Here is a 20,500-nt window from a genome sequence, read left to right as displayed (position 1 = left end):
ACGCCGGTATTCACCGCGAGGAAGAAAACCGACTCGCACTCCCATTCGCGCTTTCCGATTCCGGCCCGCCGATGCCCGATTGCGCAATCCTGCGGCAGTGGTCGGGCCGTTCGGCCCATGTGGGCGTACTCCATTGAGACTAGGGTCGTGTTCGGTTCCGGCGACGCGGACCGCCGGAATTGTTCGGACGGACATTCGTCGAAGAGGAGAATCGGAATGATCCCATCACGACGGACGGTTCTGGTGTGCGCTGCGGTCGCGGTCGGGACCGTGCTGGCCGCCGGGGTGCCGGCGCAGGCGGGCGTCGCGGAGGTCGGGGAGGCGACGGTGCGCCTGGCCGCCCGTCCCGACCTGGTCGCCGACGTCGCGCAGGCGTCCCAGGCCGACGGGGCGCCCGTGGACCTGTGGGCGCTGACCGGGGCGAAGAACCAGCGGTGGGCGGTGCAGGCGTCGCTCGACGGCTACTACCGGTTCAGATCGGTCAACAGCGGCAAGTGCCTGAACGTCAGGAACGCCGCCGTCGCGGACGGCGCGCCGGTCATCCAGTGGCCCTGCGGCACCGCGCCCAACGAGTTGTGGAAGGTGGTCCCCAAGGCCATCGGCTACCAGTTCGTCAACAAGAACAGCGGCAAGTGCCTCAACGTCCAGTACGGGGTCGGACAGGGCAACCCGCTCATCCAGTACACCTGCTCGGCCGGCGGCGCCACCAACGACGTCTGGCTGAGCGTCTGGGAGGAGCCGCCCGCCGACTGACGGGGGTCTGACGGCCGCACCCCGCGAACCCCCGCACATGCCCCGTGCGGCCGCCGGGTCCGGACCGGGGTTCCCCCTGGCGGGGAACCCCGCCGGCCGGCGGGCGGAAGCGGGCGGTGTGGGCGCGCCGCCCGCCCGCGGGGCCGGGGTGCGCCACCTGCTCGGCCGGACGCGGTTCAGTCGGTCCGCGGCCGGCCGGGCAGCCCGTCCACCAGGGTGCCGACGGTGGCGGCGTGCTCGGCCGCGGTGGCGTCGGGGTGGGTCAGGCAGCGCAGCAGCAGGGTGTGGGCGAGGGTTTCGGCCAGGTCGCGGGCGTCGAGGTCGGCGCGGAAGTCGCCGGCGGCGATGCCGGCGCGCAGGGCCGGGATGAGCACGGCGGGCAGGTCGATCTCGCGCACCGCCTCGGTGTCGAGCTGCGCGGGCCGGTGCACGGCGGCCATGAGCAGGGCTTCGGCGAACTCGCGGTGGTTGAGGGCGAACGCGGCGAGCTGTTCGAGGTGGCGGCGCAGCATGGTGGTGGGCGCGACGCCCAGGGCCAGGTCGTCGTCGACCAGGGACCTCAGGTCGGCGTAGGGGCCGCGCAGGGCGCCGGCGACGATGGACGCCTTGACCGGGAACAGTTGGGTGAGCACGGGCAGCGGCACGGCGGCGCGGGAGGCGATGTGCGCCGGGCTGGTGGCGTAGTAGCCGCGGTGGGCGAACTCGTGGCGGGCGGCGGCGATGACGGCGTTGCGGGGGTGTTCGGGCAGGTTGTCGAGGTGGTCGGCGCGGTGGGCGCGGACGACCTCGTCGGCCAGGGGCGCGATGACGTCGTCGACGTGCCCGTGGCCCTGCTCGGGGTCGAGCAGGGCGCCGACGAGGGCCACGACGGTGTCGCCGAACAGGGTGTCGGGCACGGCGTCGGGGTCGGCGAGGTGCCGCAGGGCCAGGCCCTCGACCAGGGCGGTGAGGGCGACGGCGAGGTGTTCGAGGGTGAACGGGGCGCGCAGGGACGTGCTCCAGCGCGCCAGCACCGGCCGGTAGGCGCGCACGCCCGCCTCGTCGTAGCCGGCGTAGAGCTGGCGCAGCCGCTTGAGGGCGCCGGGGTGGCCGCGGCCCAGGACGAGCACGGCCAGCTGCATGAGGGTGGTCGGGTCGCTGCGGACCTGCCGGTAGTCCCAGTCGCAGACCGTGCGCAGCATGCGCCGCGGGTCGCCCTGGGAGTCGGCCAGGGCCTGCTCGACGACTTCGCCCAGCTCGCCCGAGGCGCGCTGGGGCGTGCGGGTGAACCGGAGCAGCAGCGCCTCGACGTAGCGGCCCTTGTCGCCGAAGGTGGCGAAGAAGGTCTTCTCGCTGACCTCGGCGCGGGCGGCGATCTCGGCGACGTTGAGGCCGCGGCCGAGGACCTTGGCGCCGTCCTCGAACAGCAGCTCGACGCCCGCGTCGAGCAGTCGTTCACGCACCGGAACCATGCAGCACTCCCCCGTTCCCTCGCCGGCTCTCGGCGTCGGGCGCATACCCGCCTGTTTAGGAAACACCGTATTGGAAACTCACCCGCCCGGGGGGTGTTCACTCACCTCGGTGAGTCGCGCCGGGCCGGAGTGGATGTTGACCTCTCACCGCCGGGCTCGGGAGACTTCCCGGCATCACGCGGGACCGGTCCGCAGGGGAGGGCCGGAGGTCTCGCGGCGGGGCCCGAAACCTCGTTCCCCCGCACGGCGTCGGCGCCTCATGCCGTGCGGGTCGGAGTGCGCCTCGACCGTTGGCTCGGAACCTCGGTCGGCTCGCGCGCACTCCCCCCGCCCGCACGACGGACGCGGCAACCCCCAGTGCCGTCGGGGTCGTGCGGGCGGGCCGGGCACCCTCCAAGCCTTTCACCACACCTGTGGTACCACAGGTGTGGTGGTTTTCGGGTGTCGCGCCGTGTGTCGCGCCGTGTGTCGCCTGGGGTGCCGTCCCGGGTGGCGGACCTGTGAGGAATGCGCACTTATCGCGTCACCCGATGAGCCGAACAACACCCGTAAAAACCGGAGTAACGTCTCGACACGCGGTTGCCGAGGGGGTACCGCGTTTCCGTTCCGGCGTGTCTCGGGGTGGGTTGTGGCTATTTCCGTGGCGGGCGAGAAATACACCGACCATTCGGGCTTCATCAAGCACATGCAGCTCAACATGCCTGGTTGCGGGGCTCGCCCGAACAACCGGGTGTACCGGCTGATCGCCCGTTCCTACGGCATACCGCCGCTGCGGGAGAACAGGGCCGAGCAGGAGTTGGCCGAGATCGCGAAGAAGTTGAAGGGCGGGTCGTTCGACAACTGGACCGGGTTCTGCGAATTCCTCTACGAGCACAAGCTGATCGCCCCGAGGGCCACCGGGGTCGTGCCGCACCGCCCGCGCAACCTCGGTTCCCGGCCGCCCTGGATCGGACCGGTGGACCTCAGCCGCGCCAGGGGTGCGGGGCTGGCCATCCGGCACATCGTGCCCTCGCACCTGCTCGGGTACGCGGTGGAGAACGCGGAGGAGGTCAAGGAGCGGTTCTCCGAACTGCGGGACGCCTACGTCGATGCCTACGAGAGGTGGACGGGGCAGGGGCTCGACGAGGTGGGGCTCAACGACCTGTTCGCCCGGACCAGGCCGCGGATGACGGCGAGGCCGTCGAGCGACTGGCAGGCGCGGCGGCTGGCGTGGGCGCTGCTCTACAACCACCCCGGGAACCTGTGGGTGGGCGACGCGGACGCCAACCAGGTGATCGGCTTCATGTACGCCACGGCCTTCGGGCTGCTCAGCCGCCTGCAGAAGATGTTGGGCAGCACCAGCGGCAAGGGGTTGTCCTCGCCGAAGAAGCCGCCGGCGCCGCGCAGGAGGCCCCAGGCGACGGGCGACCCGGGCGAGGTCGCGGAGCCGCTGCGGTCCATCGACGGGTTGGCGGAGGCGGTGGTCGCCTTGCAGAGGTCGAGGGACTTCCAGCCGGGCACCCTGCGGGAGGAGGTCGCGTACCTCCTCGAATCGGTGGCCAAGGAGGCCGAGGAGGACGATGCGGTCTCCATCGGCGAGATGCTGTGCTTCGTCGAGGACATCGCCGCGAACCTGGAGTTCGACATCGCCCGGCTTGACGACTGGGAGGAGGCGCAGAAGTGGCGCACGGCGTTCACCGCCCCCACCTGCACCGTCGACTCCATGGTCGGGTTCCTGGGCGTCGACTTCCGGGACACGCTCACGACCAAGAAGCTCTGACGGCGGAGCGTCAGCCGCGTTCGGCCCCGGGTTCGGTTCGCGCGAGCGCGGTGGCGGGGTTGGGGTGCGGGTCGCCGGTGGGCCACCAGCGGCCGTCCGGGTGGCGCCGGTAGGGGTACCAGCGGCCGTCGGGGCCGTAGCGGAGTTGGCGGTCGCGCACGGTCCAGTGGTTGCGGCGCACGGCGGGTGCGGGCAGGTCGTGGCCGTGCCAGGCGGCGCGGGCGCGGTTGGTGTCGGCCTCGGGCGGGGTCCAGGGGTGTTCCAGGACGTCCAGGCCGGTGGCGCCGCCCTGCTGCCAGGCCCGCACGGCGCGGGGGTCGGGGCGCAGCCGGTCGCGCAGCTCGGGGTGGGCGGCGGCCAGCCGGACGCGGTCCTGCCGGTCGTCGGCGGCGGGCCAGTGGCCGGTGGCGAGCAGGGCGCGGGCCTTGGCGGCGGCGTCGGCGACCAGCAGGCCCAGCACGGTGACGTCCAGGCCGGGCGCGGGGTCGAAGGCGGGCGGGTCCGGGGTGGCGGTCGGGTCGGGTCGGTCGTCGGGCAGGTCGGCCACGGGGGTGGCGTAGGCGGTGACGGCGGGGGTGTCCGCGTCGGGGCGGGCGCCGGTGACGACCTGGTCCCGGTCGCGGCCGCGCAGCAGGAGCAGCAGCCAGGGGTCGGCGTCGAGCAGCCAGGCGGCCTGGTGGCACAGGGCGGCGGCGTGGCGGCAGGGCAGTTCCCAGCCCGGGCAGGTGCACTCGGGGTCGAGGTCGCCGATGCCGGGCAGCAGGGGCACGCCGGCGTCGGCGGCGACGTCGACCAGGTCGCGGGGCAGTTCGTGGTCGAGCAGCGCGGCCAGGTGGGCGGCCTTGCGGGCCAGCCTGGCGAGGAAGCGGTCCCACTCGGCGTCGGTGAGCGGGGCCAGGCGCACGGTGGTGTGGTGGGCCTCGTCGCCGTCGTGGACCAGGGCGTGCAGCCGGCCGGGGCTCACGGTGATGGTGTCGACGAGCCCGGCGTGGGCGTACCGGCGGCCCTGGCGCAGCGGCGCGCTGTCGAGGGAGGTGTCCTCCAGCGCCCGCAGCCAGGCGCGGCCCCACCAGGTGCGGGCGCGGCGGGTGCCCCTGGGGAAGGCGGGGAAGCCCCGGGCGAGGTCGGTCACGTGCCGCTCCGCAGTTCCACGAGGTTGGCCAGTTCGTCGTCGGTGAGCTCGGTGAACGCGGCGTCGCCGCGGGTGAGCACGGCGTCGGCGAGGTCGCGCTTGGCGCGCAGCACCGCGGCGATGCGGTCCTCCACGGTGCCCTCGGCGACGAGGCGGTGGACCTGCACGGCCCGGGTCTGGCCGATGCGGTGGGCGCGGTCGGTGGCCTGGTCCTCCACGGCGGGGTTCCACCAGCGGTCGTAGTGCACGACGTGGTCGGCGCGGGTGAGGTTCAGGCCGGTGCCGGCGGCCTTGAGGGAGAGCAGGAACACCGGGACCCCGCCGTCCTGGAAGCGGCGGACCAGCTCCTCGCGGGCGGGCACGGGGGTGCCGCCGTGCAGCAGGGCGGTGGCGACGCCGCGGTCGGCGAGGTGGCGGCGCAGCAGGCGGGCCATGGCGACGTACTGGGTGAACACGAGCACGGCGCCGTCCTCGGCGAGGATGGTGTCGAGCAGTTCGTCGAGCAGTTCCAGCTTGCCCGAGCGGCCGGCCAGGCGGGGTTCGGGTTCCTTGAGGTACTGGGCGGGGTGGTTGCAGACCTGCTTGAGGGCGGTGAGCAGCTTGACCACGCGGCCGCGGCGGGCGATGCCGGTGCTGTCGCGGACCTCGTCGAGCAGTTCGCGCACCACGGCCTGGTAGAGCACGGCCTGTTCGCGGGTCAGCGCCACGGGCCGGTCGGTCTCGGTCTTGGCGGGCAGCTCGGGGGCGATGCCGGGGTCGGTCTTGCGGCGGCGCAGCAGGAAGGGCCGGACCAGGCGGGCGAAGCGCTCGGCGGTGGCGGTGTCGCGGTCGGCCTCGATCGGCTTGGCCCAGCGGGCCTTGAACCGCGGCAGGGTGCCCAGCAGGCCGGGGGTGGTCCAGTCGAGGATCGCCCACAGCTCGGTCAGGGTGTTCTCCACCGGGGTGCCGGTGAGGGCGACGCGGGCGCGGGCGGGGATGCGGCGCAGGGCCCTGGCGGTGTCGGAGGCGGGGTTCTTGACGTGCTGGGCCTCGTCGGCGACCAGCAGTCCCCAGTCGGTCCCGGCGAGCCGGTCGGCGTCCAGGCGCATGGTGCCGTAGGTGGTCAGGACGAAGCCGCCGGCGAGGTCGTCGAGGGTGCGGTGGGGGCCGTGGTGGCGGCGGACGGGGGTGCCGGGGGCGAAGCGCTCGATCTCGCGCTGCCAGTTGCCCAGCAGCGACGCCGGGCACACCACGAGGGTGGGTTGTTCGGCGTCGCGGTGCAGGTGCAGGGCGATGAGGGTGACGGTCTTGCCCAGGCCCATGTCGTCGGCCAGGCAGGCGCCCAGGCCCAGCGAGGTCATGCGGTCGAGCCAGCGCAGGCCGCGCAGCTGGTAGTCGCGCAGGGTGGCGTGCAGGCCCGGTGGCGGGGCGGCGGGGTCGGCGTCGAGGCGGGCCAGGCGGTCGCGGAGGTCTTGCAGCGGGCCGGTGACGACGGCGTCGACCTCGGTGCCGTCGACCTCGGTGGTGCCGGTGAGGGCGGCGCCCAGGGCCTCGACGGCGGTGAGGGGTTTGAGGGCGCGTTCGCGGGCGCGGCGGGCCGTTTCGGGGTCGACCAGGGTCCAGCGGTCGCGCAGCCGCACCACCGGGCGGGTGGCCTCGGCGAGCCGGTCCAGTTCCTCGGGGGTCAGCGGGTCGTCGCCCAGGGCCAGGCGCCAGTTGACGGCGGTGAGCTGGTCGGGGCCGAAGAAGGCGGGGCGGTCGCCGGTGTCGTGGCCGATGACGACCCTGGCGTTGAGGTCGCGGACGAGGTCGCTGGGCCAGTGCACGTCCACGGCGGCCGCGGCCAGGCGGGTGGTGCCGGTGGTGAGCAGCTGCTCGACCTCGGCGTCGGAGAGGGGGACGCGGTCGGGGACGGGGCGGTCGAGCAGGCGTTCCAGGGGTGGGAAGGCGCGGGCGGCGCGGCGCAGGGCGACGGTGGCGTCGGCGCGGGTGCGGGCGCCCGCGGTGGGCCACAGCTCGGCGGCGTCGGCGACCAGGGTGGGGTCGGCGAGGTCGTGCACCTGCACGACGACCAGGAACGGCTCGGGCCCCTCGATGCGCAGGGACAGGCGGACGCCCTGGTCGGCCCACCCGCGCAGGTGGGGGACCCGCTGCGGGGCGGTGGCGGCGAAGGCCGGCGCGCCCGCGGCGGTCGCGGCGGCGGCACCCCGGGGCATGGTGTCGGCGACGGCGTCGAGGAAGGCGCGCAGGAGCGGTTCGGCGGCGGGCAGTTCGAGCGGGTCGCGGCCGGGGACGGGGATCGCGCGGGCGTGCGGGGGCATGGCGGCGGCGAGGTCGCGGATGCGGGTGTGGTCGGCGGGGTCGGGGGTGAGGAGCCAGGCGTCGTGGTCGGCGTCGGTGACGGCGGGGCGCAGCCGGCCCCGGGCGACGAGCTGGAGCGCCAGGACCACGGCGGCGCCCCAGAAGGCGGTGGCCGGGTGGGCGGTCGGGGTGCGGGCGCGGCGGGCCCGGCCGAGCAGCGGGACGGCCTCGGTGAGCGGCAGGCGTCGGGCCGGGACGGTGCGGCGGGTGCCGTCGGGGGCGGCGACGGTGAGCCGGTCCGGGGCGAGGTCGCCGGGATCGGCGTCCGGTGGCGCGTAGAAGGCGATGGTGGACGTGCGTGGCGGGTCGGCCGGTTCGAAGACCGCCGGGTACCGCTCCAACCCCGTGTTCAGCAGCTCCCCCTCTGTTCAAGTTTGAGTATAACCAGATGCGTGGGTGGTGCGCCCGGCGGTCGGGGTCGCGGGCGCTCGGAAACTCCGTTGCCGTGCGCTGCGATCCTGGGGGCGGGCGACAGCGGGAGGGCCGGTTGGCGAAGCGGCGGTACGTGGCGAGGGGCGTGTCCGGCGGCTACCGGATCTGGGACAACAGGGCGCGGCGGTGGTGGGGCGACCACTACGAGCTGTGCCCCGACGACCTGCTGGCCGAGCTGAACGGCGCCGCCGACCCCGGGCGGATCACCGCCCAGCTCAGGCGCTACCGGGCGCTCCGGCGCTGAGCCCGCCCCGGCTGCAGGGTCCACCGCCGGTGGGTGGTTCAGAGCCGTCGGGTGCGGAGGACGCCGGTCAGCATCGGGAGGGTGAACCCGCCGCGGCCGGTTTCCGGGCTGCTCGCGAGGTGGGCACGGATCCGGCCGAGCAGGGCCTTTCGTTCCCGTTCCGGCATGACGAGCAGCCCGGCGCGCGTCGCGAGCGTCGCGACGAGGGAGTCGGCGGTCCGGCGCTGCCCGTGCGGGAACTCGGCCTGCTCCGGCGAGCCGAACCCGGCGGCACGACCGGTGCCGGGGAGGTGCGCGTCCGCCGTCGCGACGCGCCAGCCGCCCAGTGTGTCGCGCGGGCCGATGGCCGCGCTCCCGCCGGCCCGCGCCAGCCCCGCCACCCAGTCGACCCGGTCGTCCAGGACGTTCCACAGGCCGGCCAGGACGCCCCCGGGCGCGAGGACCCTGGCGATCTCCGGTCCCGCGACGGCCATGTCGAACCAGTGCAGGGCGTTGCCGGCCAGCACGGCGTCGACGGACGCCTCCGGCAGCGGTATCGCCTCGGCGCTGCCCGGCAGGGCGCGGACGGCGGGCAGGGCGCGCCGCAGTTCGGCCAGCATCGCCGGGTCGGGTTCGACCGCGACGACCTCGACCCCCAGCGCGACCAGCGTGGCGGTCAGCTTGCCGGTCCCGGCCCCGAGGTCGAGCACCCTCGGCCCGGGCGCGTGCTCCAGCGCCCAGCGCACCGCGGCCCGCGCGTAGTCCGGCCGGTGCTCGGCGTAGGCGGCCGCGGCCGCGCCGAACGACGAGCCGAGAAGTCGCCGTTCCTCCGTGCGGCCACCGTGCGCGCGGCGGGTCATTCGGCCCGCCCGAGCACGCCCCAGCTCCCCGGCACCCCGGGCGACCCCGGCTCCCCCGCCATCGGGTAGGCGCCCTCCCGCAGCCGCCCGATCAGCCCCCGCGTCCACACCGCCCCGCCGTCCGCGGTGTGCTCCCACAGCCCGTACAGCTCGCGCACGTGCGCCGGTTCCCCCCACGCCCGGACCTGCGCACGCGCGGTGTCGCGGCGGGCCTCCAGGGCGGTGAGGCGTTCGGTGAGCAGGTCCACCGCCTCGTCCCGGGTCAGCGAGGGCAGCATCGCCAGCCCGGCGGCCAGCAGGTCCGGCCTGGTCTCCGGCCGCCGCAGGGCGTCGCGCAGCAGGCGGCGGTACTCGGCCTCGCCGCGCGCGGTCAGCTCGTAGTCGGTGCGGGCGGGCGGGGTGGTGTGGTCGGTGAGGCAGCCGTCCTTGGTGAGCTGCTTGAGGGCGTGGTAGATCGACCCCCACTTGACGTTGGCCCACTCCCCCGCGCCCCAGGACAGCAGGTCGTTGCCGATGAGGTAGCCGTGGGCGCGCCCGTAGCCGCGCACCACCCCCAGCACGAGCAGCCGTGTCGCCGACATGATCCCGATCCGCGTCGTGGAATTCCGTTTCGCGATCAGACTAGATCGCCCACGATGGGGCGGTGACGCTCGCCGTGATCGACGACGCCCGGCGGCGGGTCCGCCTGGGCGTCCGCCACCTGCTCGCCCGCCCCGCCGACAGCACCGAGGCCGTGGTGGGGGCGCTGGTCGCGCTGCACGCCACGGACCCGGCCACGGTGTTCCTGTCGGCGTGGGCCCGGCTGGCCGACCCCTCGGTCGCCGAGGTGGAGGACGCCCTGTACGGGCGGCGGTCGCTGGAGCGGCTGCTGGCGATGCGCCGCACGATGTTCGTGGTGGCCGCCGGGGACGTGCCGGTGGTGCACACCGCGGCGGGCCGGGCGGTGGCGGAGCGGGAGCGGGTCAAGCTGCTGGCCCACCTCGCCGAGGGCGTGGGCTGGGACGAGGCGCGCCTCAAGCAGGTCGGGCAGGAGGTCCTGGCGGCCCTGCGGGAGCGGGGCGAGGCGGCCGCGGCGGAGCTGGTGCGGGACGTGCCCGCGCTGGCCGAGCAGGTCCTGGTAGGTGGGGGAAAGCCCTACGAGGTGCGGCAGAACGTCTCCAGCCGCGTGCTGCGCACCATGGCCGCGGAGGGCCTCATCCGCCGCGCCCGGCCGCGCGGGACGTGGCTGAGCAGCCAGTTCCGCTGGACCGCGGGCGCGCCGTGGCCGGAGACGGACCCGGCACGGGCGCGGGCGGAGCTGGCCCGGCGGTGGCTGGCCTCGTTCGGGCCGGGCACCGCGGCGGACCTGAAGTGGTGGACCGGGTGGACGGTGCGCCAGACCCGCGACGCGCTGGCCGCGGTGGGCGCGGTCGAGGTGGCGCTGGAGCGGGGCACGGGTTACGTGCTGCCCGGCGACGAGGACCCGGTGGAGGCGCCGGAGCCGTGGGCGGCGCTGCTGCCCGGCCTGGACCCCACGCCGATGGGCTGGCAGGACCGCGACTGGTACCTGGCCCCGGAACTGCGGCCGCGGCTGTTCGACGCCACCGGCAACGTCGGCCCGACCGTGTGGTGGGACGGCCGCGTGGTCGGCGGGTGGGCGCAGCGCGCGGACGGCGAGGTGGTGTGGGAGCCGCTGGTCGACGTCGGCGCGGACGCCACCGCGGCGATCGCCCGGCAGGCCGCCCGCCTGACCGCGTGGCTGGGCGGGGTGCGCGTGGTGCCCCGCTTCCGCAACCCGCTGGAGAAGGAGCTGGCGACGTGATCCTGCTGCGCGCCGTGGACGACGAGGGCCTGGAGCGGCTGCTGGCCCTGGCGGTGGCCGACGCCGACCCCGCCGACGTGATGCCGCCCGGCTGGTCGGCGGACCGGCTCGACGAGTTCCGCGGGTTCTACCGGGGTTTCCGGCGCGACGCCTACGAGGTCGTCGCGGACGGCCGCACGGTCGGCATGGCCCGGCTGACCGCCGGGGGCGAGGCCGGCCTGTGGCTGGCCCGTGCCGCCCGGGGCGCCGGGCTGGGCCTGGAGGTGCTGCGGGCGCTGGTCGAGGAGGCGCCGCGGCGCGACGTGTTCACCGTCGTGGCCCACACGACCACCGACAACGTCGCCGCGGTGCGCATCCTCACCAGGGCCGGTGCGGTGCTGGAGGTGGCGGACGGGCACGTCACGGCGCGCATCGCCGTGCCCCTGGAACCGCCGCCGGAGTACGCCGGGCCCCCGGACGTGGCTCGCGAGTCGGGCGACGGGGTATCGGGCGGGTAGTCCGGCGGGGTCAGCCGTCCAGGCCGTCGAGCAGCTCGCGCAGCCGGGCGGCGATCGCGGGTCGTGCCGCGCCATCGCCTCGCCGTGCGCGTCGCGCAGGTCGCCGAACACCTCCACGGCCCGCTCGGGTTGCGCAAACGCAACGAATACCGTTGGTCACCGGATTTACGTCGATACTGCTTTCGGTTAATGTTGTCGAGTCGCGGCGTGAATGGTGGACCGACGGCCAATACGATCCGGCCATGCCGGAAGAACAAATACCGCCGCCACCACCCCTGCGACGCGATTCGACGGCGCGCAGCAGGCAGCTCGGCGAGGAGTTGAAGGCCAAGCGGCTGGCGGCCGGGTGGAAGGCCCGTCGGCTGGCCGCCGAGTTGCGGTGGAGCCTGGGCAAGGTCACGAAGCTGGAGAACGGCGAGCGCGGGACCAGCGACACCGACGTCGCGGCATATCTGACGTTGTGCGGGGTGCGCGGCGAGGAGTTCGCCCGCCTGGTCGCCATCAGCCGCGAGTCCAGCAAGGACACCTGGGTGCAGCCGCGCGGTGCCGATCCCGCGACCCGCACCCGCACGCTCAAGGCCGAGGAGGCGCGGGCGATCGCAATCAGTTGCTACGACGCAACGCTGGTCCCCGGTCTGCTCCAGACAATCGACTACGCGCGCTCGATCGTGCTGGACGACGCGGCCGATCTGCGGATAGCCCGGCAAAGGTTGTTGAGCCGGGTCAAAGCGATCTTCTTCGTGGAGGAGTCGGCATTGCGCCGGCCGGTCGGCTCAACCGCGATTATGCATGACCAGATGATGCACATCATGCTCAGCGGGGCGACTGTGCGGGTAGTTCCGTTCGGAGCACCGCCGCACACCGCTCTGGATGGCTCATTCGTTTTGCTGGACAATCCCGATGAGCGGCCGGTGGCGTACCTGGAGACGCGGGTGGCCAACATCTTCCTGGAGAGCCCCGCCCAGATCGCGGAGTACCGGAGCGTTCTGGCGGACCTGTCGCGCGTGGCCTTGAGTGCGGAAGAATCCCGGGTGTTGCTGACCGACTTGGCCGATGAGTACGGCCGTCCGCGAGAGGATCACCATGCCGGAGGGCACTGCCTGGCGTAAGAGCAGCTACAGCGGCACCAGCGGGGCGGAGGGCAACTGCGTCGAGGTGGCGTTCGCGCCCCGCGCGGTGGGTGTGCGGGACTCCAAGCACACCGGCCCCGAGCTGGCGTTCAGCCCGCGGGTGTGGCGGGCGTTCCTGACCGCGTCCCGATGACGACCGTGGCCGCCAGTTCCTCGCGGGCGGCCACCTCGACCCGCAGCCCGGCGGCCGCGAACGCCGCCGCGGTGGTGGCGGCCTGGCGGGCGCCGGTCTCGATGAGCAGCCGTCCGCCGGGTGCCAGCCACTCCCCCGCCCCGGCGACGACGCGCCGCTGCACGTCCACCCCGTCGGTGCCGCCGTCGAGGGCGACGCGGGGTTCGTGGTCGCGCGCCTCGGGCGGCATGAGGGCGATCTCGTCGCTGGGCACGTAGGGCGCGTTGGCCACCAGCACGTCGACCCGACCGCGCAGTTCACCCGGTAGTGGCGCGTACAGGTCGCCTTGGTAGACGTGCCCGCCGGGCAGGTTGCGGCGGGCGCAGCGCACGGCGGCGGGTTCGACGTCGGCGGCGTGCACCTCGATCCCGGGCACCCGGTGGGCGATCGCGGCGGCGACGGCGCCGGTGCCGCAGCACATGTCGAGCACCACCGCGCCCGCGCGGAGCCTGTCGACGGCCAGGTCGACCATGTGCCGGGTGCGTTGGCGCGGCACGAACACGCCGGGTTCGACGGCGATGCGCAGCCCGCAGAACTCCGCCCACCCCAGGACCTGTTCCAGGGGCAGCCCGGCGACGCGCCGGGCGGTCATGTCCTCCAGTTCGGCGGGGGTGCGGGCGGCTTCGAGCAGGAGGGCGGCCTCGTCCTCGGCGAACACGCAGCCGGCGGCGCGCAGTCGCGTGACGATCTGAGGTTGGAGCACCGGCGCACGGTACTTCAGTCCGGGGCCGTGCTTCACGGGAGTTCCGCTCGACCGGGACTCGTCGGGGCGTTGGGTGTTGGGGCGTTGGGGCGGGCCCGGTCTCTGGTCACCGGGACGGCGTGGGGTACCAGGCCGATCCGGCCGGCCTCGGCCTCGACCCGACGAGGGCCCGATGCCCCCATCCGATGACCCGGTCCGGCACGGCGTTCACCTCGGCCGCCGTGCTCGACAGCTCCGGTTCCTCCGCCCGCTCCGGCGCGGCCCGCGCCCGCTCGCCCGTCGAACACGCCGCCCGAACCCGTGCGGCCACCTCCGCGAGTGAGGCCGCCCCCTCTCCCCGCCTCAGCGTCCCACAGGACACCGACAGGCACCCGGATGACACAGGCCCCACCCGCCTCGGCTCACTCCCCGCCCCGCGCCACGGCCGCCTCGATGCCGTCGAGCAGCACCCGCAGCCCCACGTCGAAGTTGTGCACCGCGTCCCGCTCCAGGTACGGCGCGCACTCGTCCCCCGGCACCTCCGGCGGGTCCTCCGCCCCCACCCACGTCGCCAGCGGGAACCGCTCGGCGAAGTCCGGCGCCACCTCCTCCAGCAGCGGCGAGCGGGAGTACCACCACTCCTCGTCGCTCACGCCGGTGGCCGCGGCGGCGCTGCGGGCGTCCGCGATCACCGCCGCCGCGCCCCGCACGAACTGCATCAGCGCCCCCACCACGCCCCGCAGCACGTCGGGCGCCAGCCCCGTCCCCCGCACGATCCGCACCAGCGTCTCCAGCGAGGCGAACTCGTGGGGCCCCAGCACCGGCCGCGCCTGCGACACCTGCAGCACCCACGGGTGGCGCAGGTAGAACGCCCGCCCGTCGCGCGCCCACGCCGTCAGCGCCGCCCGCCACCCGTCGTCGAGCGGGTAGTCCGCCGGCAGCTCGCCCAGCACCTGGTCGTACATCAGGTCGACCAGCTCGGCCTTGTCCGCCACGTACGTGTAGAGCGCCATCGCGGTGCGCCCGAGCCGCCGGCCCACCGCCCGCATCGACACCGCCGCCATGCCGTCCCGGTCGGCCAGCTCGATCGCCGCCGCCACGACCGCCTCCAGGCTCAACCCCGGCCCCGGCGGCGCCGGGTCCCGCCACAGCAGCCGCATCGACCGGCGGGCGTCGCCCTGCCCAGCGAAGATCGCCACTTGCCACCCCTTACGGCGTAAAGTATCGTGCCCGCATCACTTTACGCCATAAACAAAACCAGGGGGACACCGGCATGGGCACCATCGCCGACAGCCACGACGTCATCCAAGTCCGAGGCGCCCGCGAGAACAACCTCAAAAACGTCAGCCTCGACATCCCCAAACGCCGCCTCACCGTCTTCACCGGCGTCTCCGGCTCCGGCAAGTCCTCCCTGGTCTTCGGCACCATCGCCGCCGAGTCCCAACGCCTCATCAACGAGACCTACACCGCGTTCATCCAGTCCTTCATGCCCAACCTCGGCCGCCCCGACGTCGACGACCTGCGCAACCTCGGCGCCGCCATCATCGTCGACCAGGAACGCATGGGCGCCAACTCGCGCTCCACCGTCGGCACCGCCACCGACGCCCACACCATGCTCCGCATCCTCTTCAGCCGCCTCGGCCAACCCCACGTCGGCACCTCCGGCGCCTTCAGCTTCAACCTCCCCGAAGGCATGTGCCCCACCTGCGAAGGACTCGGCCGCACCACCACCACCGACATCGACCAACTCGTCGACCGCACCAAGAGCCTCAACCAGGGCGCCATCACCGTCCCCGGCTTCACCGTCGACAACTGGTACGTCCAGACCTACATCGCCTCGGGCTTCTTCGACCCCGACAAACCCCTCACCGACTACACCGACCAGGAATGGCACGACTTCCTCCACCGCGACACCACCAAGGTCAAGATCGGCAAGACCAACGTCACCTACGAAGGACTCCTCGTCAAAGTCCAACGCCTCTTCCTCGGCAAGGACCGCGAATCCCTCCAACCCCACATCCGCCGCTTCGTCGACCGCGCCGTCACCTTCACCACCTGCCCCGACTGCGACGGCACCCGCCTCAACCAGGCCGCCCTCTCCGCCAAGATCAACGGCGTCACCATCGCCGACTGCTCCGCCATGCAGATCAGCGACCTCGCCGACTGGGCCCGCACCATCACCGACCCCGCCGTCGCCCCCCTGCTCACCAACCTCCGCGAACTCCTCGACTCCCTCGTCGAGATCGGCCTCGGCTACCTCAGCCTCGACCGACCCGCCGCCACCCTCTCCGGCGGCGAGGCCCAACGCGTCAAGATGGTCCGCCACCTCGGCAGCGCCCTCACCGACGTCACCTACGTCTTCGACGAACCCACCGTCGGCCTCCACCCCCACGACATCCAACGCATGAACGACCTCCTCCTCCGCCTGCGCGACAAGGGCAACACCGTCCTCGTCGTCGAGCACAAACCCGAAACCATCACCATCGCCGACCACGTCGTCGACCTCGGCCCCGGCGCGGGCACCAACGGCGGCCACATCACCTTCACCGGCTCCGTCACCGACCTCCGCAAGTCCGACACCCCCACCGGCCGCCACCTCGACCACCGCGCCCGACTCCGCGACCACCCCCGCACCCCCACCGGCCACCACCACATCACCGGCGCCAACCTCCACAACCTCCACGACGTCGACGTCGACATCCCCCTCGGCGTCCTCACCGTCGTCACCGGCGTCGCCGGCTCCGGCAAGAGCTCCCTCATCCACGGCTCACTCGCCGGCCACGACGGCGTCGTCACCGTCGACCAATCCGCCATCCGCGGCTCACGCCGCTCCAACCCCGCCACCTACACCGGCCTGCTCGACCCCATCCGCACCGCATTCGCCAAGGCCAACGGCGTCAAACCCGCCCTCTTCAGCGCCAACTCCGAAGGCGCCTGCCCCAAGTGCAAGGGCATCGGCCTCGTCTACACCGACCTCGCCATGATGGCCGGCGTCGCCACCACCTGCGAAGAATGCGAAGGCAAGCGCTACACCCCCGAAGTCCTCGCCTACCGGCTGCGCGGCCGCAACATCAGCGACGTCCTCACCATGCCCGTCACCGAAGCCCGCGACTTCTTCACCGAAAAAGCCGCCAAGACCATCCTCGACCGCCTCGTCGACGTCGGCCTCGGCTACCTCACCCTCGGCCAACCCCTCACCACCCTCTCCGGCGGCGAACGACAGCGCCTCAAGCTCGCCATCCACATGGCCGAGAAAGCCACCACCTACATCCTCGACGAACCCACCACCGGCCTCCACCTCGCCGACGTCGACCAACTCCTCGCCCTGCTCGACCGCCTCGTCGACACCGGCAACACCGTCATCGTCATCGAGCACCACCAGGCCGTCATGGCCCACGCCGACTGGATCATCGACCTCGGCCCCGGCGCCGGCCACGACGGCGGCCGCATCGTCTTCACCGGCACCCCCGCCGACCTCGTCGACACCGCCGACACCCTCACCGCACGCCACCTGCGGGAATACATCGGCCGCTGAAACACCGGAGTGGGGGTCGCCCGTCCTTACGGGCCACCCCCACCCTGAAACATCCTTCAGGAATACACCGGCGAGTGGTGCACAGTACGGACATGACGGAACCGCACCACACCCCCCGCTCACTCCGCGCGAGAGTCACCGCCATCGCGGTCCTGGTCATGGCGATACCGATCACCACACTCGCCTACTTCAACCTCCTCACCATGAAAGACGACCTGTCACGCCCCGAACTGGGCATGACGAAAACCACCACCCTGTGCCTCACCAGAACACCGTCGACCACCACGAGAGGACCGGAACCGACCACGCTCTGCACAGACCGCACAGGACAACTGGCGATCTCGTCCGAGAACTCCACCTACACCGCTTCCCACACATCCACGCAATTCATCCCGAAACTCTCCCTCTTCCCCTTCTCCGGCCCACCGGACGAAGGCTACAAAATAACCGTGGACACCAAGAACCGGCTCCTCTACACACGGACCGACGACATACCGACCGAAGAAAAGGCCCGATTCGACCGAACACAGAACACCGTCAACGGGCTCGTCCTCGCCACCACGGCCACCGTGCTCGGCATGCTCTCCGTCTTCGGCGCAGTCGTGTGGACAGCCACCGCACGCGTACTGCGACCCGTGGAAGCCATCCGCCGGGAAATGGCCGACATCACCGAACACGACCTCACCCGCCGCGTCCCCGTACCCCGCACCCGCAACGAGATCGCCGCCCTGGCCAACACCGTCAACGCCACCCTGGACCGGCTGGAAACCGCCGTCCAGGACAACCGCCGCTTCGTCGCCGACGCCTCCCACGAACTCCGCAGCCCCATCGCCGCCCTCCGCGCCGAACTGGAGATCGCCACCACGCACCCCGGCCAGGCCGACTGGCCCGCCGTCGTCGACGCCGCCCTCGCCGACACCCACCGCCTCCAGGACCTGGCCGGCGACCTGCTCCTGCTCACCCGCCTCGACCACACCACCACCGGCTACGACGGCACCGTCGACCTCACCGAACTGGTGCGCGACCACACCGACCGCCGCCGCACCCACCACACCCTCGACGTCGACCTCCCCGACCACCCGGTGCCGGTACGCGGCAGCCGCCCCCTGCTCGACCGCCTGCTGGGCAACCTCCTCGACAACGCCGAACGGCACGCCACCACGGCCATCACCGTCCGCCTCGACGCCGCCGACGATCAGGCAGTCCTGGAGGTCCTCGACGACGGCCCCGGCATCCCGCCCGAAGACCGCGAACGCGTCTTCGACCGCTTCACCCGCCTCGACGACGCCCGCACCCGCGACACCGGCGGCACCGGACTCGGCCTGTCCATCGCCCGACGCATCGCCACCAACCACCACGGCATGCTTCAGGTGATCCAACGCGGTCGCGGAGGGGCGTGCTTCGTTGTTGTTTTTCCTCTCGTTCTTCGACGACTTCCGGCTGTGGATTGATTTTTAGTCAACACTGAAGTTATCGAGTCGACTACCACCAGGCACCGACGGTCTTCGCGTTCTTGATCGCACCGGAGACGTCGGCGTGCTCGTGCTTGACCTCCGTCAGGTCGGCCCCCGACAGGTTCACCCGCTCCAACCGCACCCCGGACAGGTCGGCGTACCGGAGATCGGCCCCGGTCAGGTCCGCCCCCTCCACGAAGGTGTAGGCGTCGAACCGGGCGCTGTCGAACCGGACCCGCACCAGGGTGGCGTTGACGAACGACGTCAACCCCATCTGGGCGTGGTACAGGTTGGCGTCGGTCAGGTCGGCACCCGCGAGCGAGACCTGGTCCAGGTTCGCCTCCGGCGCGCTGACCTTGGTCAGGCAGGTGTCCCGCAGGTCGACCAGACCGCGCTCCCCCTGCGGCGCCCGCCGCGCCAGCACCGCGAACGCGGCCTGCACGTCCACCGGCGTCTCCGGGCAGGCGCTGCCGGCGTGGCGCGGGCTCCGGTCCCGGACGAAGGCCGCCAGCAGCTCCTCCACCGCGCCCTGGTCGCGCGGCGAGTCCACGGCGACGCGCCCCAGCGCGTAGATGCCGCCGATGCGCAGGTGGACCTTCCCCTCCCCCTCGTTGGCCAACTGCTCCACCGCGCGCAGGTAGCGGTCGGTGAGCTGGGCCTGCTCGGCGACGGCCACCTGCTGCTGGGTCGACCGCAGCGACAGGCCGGTGAACACCAGCGCCCCGACCGCCGTCAGCGCGGTCACCAGGCCGGTGGTCCGCTGCCAGTCGTGCGGCCTCCCCTCCCCCGCTCCCCCGCCCCGCAGCACCAAGACCACCGCCACGAGCAGCACCAGCACACCGGCGAGCGCGGGCCACCACCGCGTCAGCCAGGCCCAGCTCGGCACCGCGCCGAGCAGCACCAGTTGGACGACGAGCAGCCCCGCCCCCGCCACGACCAACCACTTCCGCGCCCTCATACCCGGGAAATCGCCTTTCCTGGGTGGTTGTTAGGGGTGCGCCCGCCTCTGAATGGTTTATTTTCGGTCAACACTGAAACTATCGAGCGGGTCGCAGCAACAGGATCGTGGCGAGGGTGGCGACGGCGGCCCCCAGGAAGATCGCCCGGGGTTCCAGGAACTCGCCGAGCACGCCGCCCAGCCCCGCCCCGATCGGGGCGCACCCGTAGGTGATCATGCGGGACGCGCCCGCCACCTGCCCCCGGTGCCGCGGCTCGGAGTTCCGCTGCCGCGCGGTCATGGCCAGCACCGACCACATCCCCCCGACGAAGCTGCCGAGGGTCACGACGACCACCAGCGCCACACCGCTCAGCAACACCGGCGCGGCGAACACCGCGGCCCACCCCACGCGCGTCAGCCAGAGCAGGTGCCCCCGCCCCACCAGGGCCTCGAACCGCGAGGTCAGGACCGAGCCGCCGGCCGCGCCCAGGCCGACCAGGGCCAGCAGCAGGCCGTACTCCGACTCGCCGAGCCCCAACGGGCCGGGGCTGATGGCGTAGAGCACGAACACCGTCATGAAAGCGCCGTTGACCAGCGTGGTGAGCGCGCTCACCGCGACGGTCGCGGCCAGCACCGGCGAGCGGGCGATGAGGACGACCCCGGTCCGCAGGCGGGCCGGCGAAGCCGGCGCGGTCGGACGGGCCCGCGCACCGCGCAACAGCACCACGGCCGCCGCACAGCCGACACCGGCGACGAGGACCGGGGTGGGTGCGGACACCTCGAACAGCAGCCCGGCGGCCAACGGGCCCACGGCCTGGTGGCACAGCCGCGTCGACACGGCGAGGTAGCCGTTGGCCCTGGTCAGCTCGGCCGCCCGGACGAGGTCCGGGACGAGCGACTCGGCCGCGGTGTCCACCACGGTCTGGAGAACCGCGACCCCGAAGACCACGACCACCAGGGCGGGCACGGCCGGCGCGCCGATCAGCAGCAGCGCGCCCAGGGCCAGCATCAGCGCACCGCGGCCCAGGTTGCAGGCGGTGATGGCGCGGGCCCGGTCGACCCGGTCGACGAGCATCCCCGCGGGCACGGCCAGCAGCCAGGGCAGGGTCGCGGCGGCGCCCACCGCGGCGACGGCGGGCGCCGAGCCGCCGAGTTGCCGGGCACCCAGGACCGCCGCGACGGCGAAGACCCCGTTGGCCGAGTCGGACACCGCCGTCGCGGCCAGCAGCCGGCGCAGCGACGTGCCCGCGCCGAGGTTCGACGTGGTCATCCCGGCAGCCCTGGGGACATGCCCCCATCCCACCAGCCGCCCCGGACGGCGAGGCGGGGCTGTGGCCGGGCT

General features: G+C 73.3%; 18 protein-coding genes. 9 read left to right on the top strand and 9 right to left on the bottom strand.

Translation table 11 applies throughout. The annotated features are described in order from the left end of the window. Window positions 1–216: 216 nt before the first annotated feature. On the top strand, window positions 217–753 hold the full coding sequence (locus EKG83_RS23460; RefSeq protein ID WP_033429385.1) for an RICIN domain-containing protein: 537 nt from the start codon (window positions 217–219) through the stop codon (window positions 751–753). Window positions 754–929: 176 nt separating this feature from the next. On the opposite strand, the gene EKG83_RS23455 is transcribed toward EKG83_RS23460, so the two are convergent. Beyond that, a complete protein-coding gene (locus EKG83_RS23455) occupies window positions 930–2,204 on the bottom strand; it encodes a TetR/AcrR family transcriptional regulator (protein ID WP_033429386.1) in 1,275 nt (424 codons plus the stop codon). A gap of 640 nt (window positions 2,205–2,844) precedes the next feature. Between EKG83_RS23455 and EKG83_RS23450 the strand changes: the two genes are divergently transcribed. Next, window positions 2,845–3,963, top strand: a complete 1,119-nt coding sequence (locus EKG83_RS23450; protein WP_153278322.1) for a hypothetical protein — start codon at window positions 2,845–2,847, stop codon at window positions 3,961–3,963. A 10-nt stretch (window positions 3,964–3,973) separates the two neighbouring features. Here the strand turns inward: EKG83_RS23450 and EKG83_RS23445 are convergent, their stop codons facing one another. Both EKG83_RS23445 and EKG83_RS23440 read right to left on the bottom strand, forming a co-directional pair. Further along, complete coding sequence (locus EKG83_RS23445) at window positions 3,974–5,095, bottom strand: SWIM zinc finger family protein (RefSeq protein ID WP_033429388.1); 1,122 nt, start codon at window positions 5,093–5,095, stop codon at window positions 3,974–3,976. After that, complete coding sequence (locus EKG83_RS23440) at window positions 5,092–7,776, bottom strand: DEAD/DEAH box helicase (RefSeq protein ID WP_153278321.1); 2,685 nt, start codon at window positions 7,774–7,776, stop codon at window positions 5,092–5,094. The genes EKG83_RS23445 and EKG83_RS23440 overlap by 4 nt, the downstream gene beginning before the upstream one ends. Before the next feature lie 146 nt (window positions 7,777–7,922). Between EKG83_RS23440 and EKG83_RS23435 the strand changes: the two genes are divergently transcribed. After that, window positions 7,923–8,111, top strand: a complete 189-nt coding sequence (locus EKG83_RS23435) for a hypothetical protein (RefSeq protein WP_033429390.1) — start codon at window positions 7,923–7,925, stop codon at window positions 8,109–8,111. A 38-nt stretch (window positions 8,112–8,149) separates the two neighbouring features. Here the strand turns inward: EKG83_RS23435 and EKG83_RS23430 are convergent, their stop codons facing one another. Continuing rightward, window positions 8,150–8,950, bottom strand: coding sequence for a class I SAM-dependent methyltransferase (locus EKG83_RS23430; RefSeq protein ID WP_033429391.1), 801 nt, complete (start codon window positions 8,948–8,950; stop codon window positions 8,150–8,152). Further along, a complete protein-coding gene (locus EKG83_RS23425; protein WP_033429392.1) occupies window positions 8,947–9,531 on the bottom strand; it encodes a PadR family transcriptional regulator in 585 nt (194 codons plus the stop codon). The genes EKG83_RS23430 and EKG83_RS23425 overlap by 4 nt, the downstream gene beginning before the upstream one ends. A gap of 62 nt (window positions 9,532–9,593) precedes the next feature. Here EKG83_RS23425 and EKG83_RS23420 point away from each other — a divergent pair, with 62 nt between their 5' ends. The 4 genes from EKG83_RS23420 (at window position 9,594) to EKG83_RS23405 (ending at window position 12,511) form a co-directional block, all read left to right on the top strand. Next, on the top strand, window positions 9,594–10,751 hold the full coding sequence (locus tag EKG83_RS23420) for a winged helix DNA-binding domain-containing protein (RefSeq protein WP_033429393.1): 1,158 nt from the start codon (window positions 9,594–9,596) through the stop codon (window positions 10,749–10,751). After that, entirely contained in the window at window positions 10,748–11,248 is a 501-nt protein-coding gene (locus tag EKG83_RS23415) for a GNAT family N-acetyltransferase (protein ID WP_051765039.1), read from the top strand. The genes EKG83_RS23420 and EKG83_RS23415 overlap by 4 nt, the downstream gene beginning before the upstream one ends. 242 nt (window positions 11,249–11,490) lie before the next feature. Beyond that, on the top strand, window positions 11,491–12,357 hold the full coding sequence (locus EKG83_RS23410) for a helix-turn-helix domain-containing protein (protein WP_084716175.1): 867 nt from the start codon (window positions 11,491–11,493) through the stop codon (window positions 12,355–12,357). Beyond that, window positions 12,332–12,511, top strand: a complete 180-nt coding sequence (locus EKG83_RS23405; protein WP_033429395.1) for a DUF397 domain-containing protein — start codon at window positions 12,332–12,334, stop codon at window positions 12,509–12,511. The genes EKG83_RS23410 and EKG83_RS23405 overlap by 26 nt, the downstream gene beginning before the upstream one ends. On the opposite strand, the gene EKG83_RS23400 is transcribed toward EKG83_RS23405, so the two are convergent. Both EKG83_RS23400 and EKG83_RS23395 read right to left on the bottom strand, forming a co-directional pair. Then, a complete protein-coding gene (locus EKG83_RS23400) occupies window positions 12,468–13,253 on the bottom strand; it encodes a putative protein N(5)-glutamine methyltransferase (RefSeq protein ID WP_033429717.1) in 786 nt (261 codons plus the stop codon). The two genes, EKG83_RS23405 and EKG83_RS23400, sit on opposite strands and share 44 nt — an antisense overlap. A gap of 401 nt (window positions 13,254–13,654) precedes the next feature. Continuing rightward, window positions 13,655–14,431 (bottom strand): TetR/AcrR family transcriptional regulator, encoded by a 777-nt coding sequence (locus EKG83_RS23395; protein ID WP_033429396.1) that lies wholly within the window; start codon window positions 14,429–14,431, stop codon window positions 13,655–13,657. Between the two features lie 74 nt (window positions 14,432–14,505). Between EKG83_RS23395 and EKG83_RS23390 the strand changes: the two genes are divergently transcribed. Together EKG83_RS23390 and EKG83_RS23385 are read left to right on the top strand one after the other, a co-directional pair. After that, on the top strand, window positions 14,506–16,767 hold the full coding sequence (locus tag EKG83_RS23390; RefSeq protein ID WP_033429397.1) for an ATP-binding cassette domain-containing protein: 2,262 nt from the start codon (window positions 14,506–14,508) through the stop codon (window positions 16,765–16,767). Between the two features lie 92 nt (window positions 16,768–16,859). After that, on the top strand, window positions 16,860–18,218 hold the full coding sequence (locus EKG83_RS23385; RefSeq protein ID WP_033429718.1) for a sensor histidine kinase: 1,359 nt from the start codon (window positions 16,860–16,862) through the stop codon (window positions 18,216–18,218). 31 nt (window positions 18,219–18,249) lie between these two features. On the opposite strand, the gene EKG83_RS23380 is transcribed toward EKG83_RS23385, so the two are convergent. Together EKG83_RS23380 and EKG83_RS23375 are read right to left on the bottom strand one after the other, a co-directional pair. After that, the gene (locus EKG83_RS23380) at window positions 18,250–19,179 is read right to left on the bottom strand and encodes a pentapeptide repeat-containing protein (RefSeq protein ID WP_033429398.1); all 930 of its coding nucleotides are present in this window, start codon (window positions 19,177–19,179) and stop codon (window positions 18,250–18,252) included. Window positions 19,180–19,258: 79 nt separating this feature from the next. After that, window positions 19,259–20,428, bottom strand: a complete 1,170-nt coding sequence (locus tag EKG83_RS23375; protein ID WP_033429399.1) for an MFS transporter — start codon at window positions 20,426–20,428, stop codon at window positions 19,259–19,261. Window positions 20,429–20,500: the final 72 nt, after the last annotated feature.

The organism is Saccharothrix syringae, assembly GCF_009498035.1.
Lineage (GTDB): Bacteria > Actinomycetota > Actinomycetes > Mycobacteriales > Pseudonocardiaceae > Actinosynnema > Actinosynnema syringae.
Note: the sequence above shows the minus strand (reverse complement) of the source record. Positions and strands in the feature narration are given on the sequence as shown.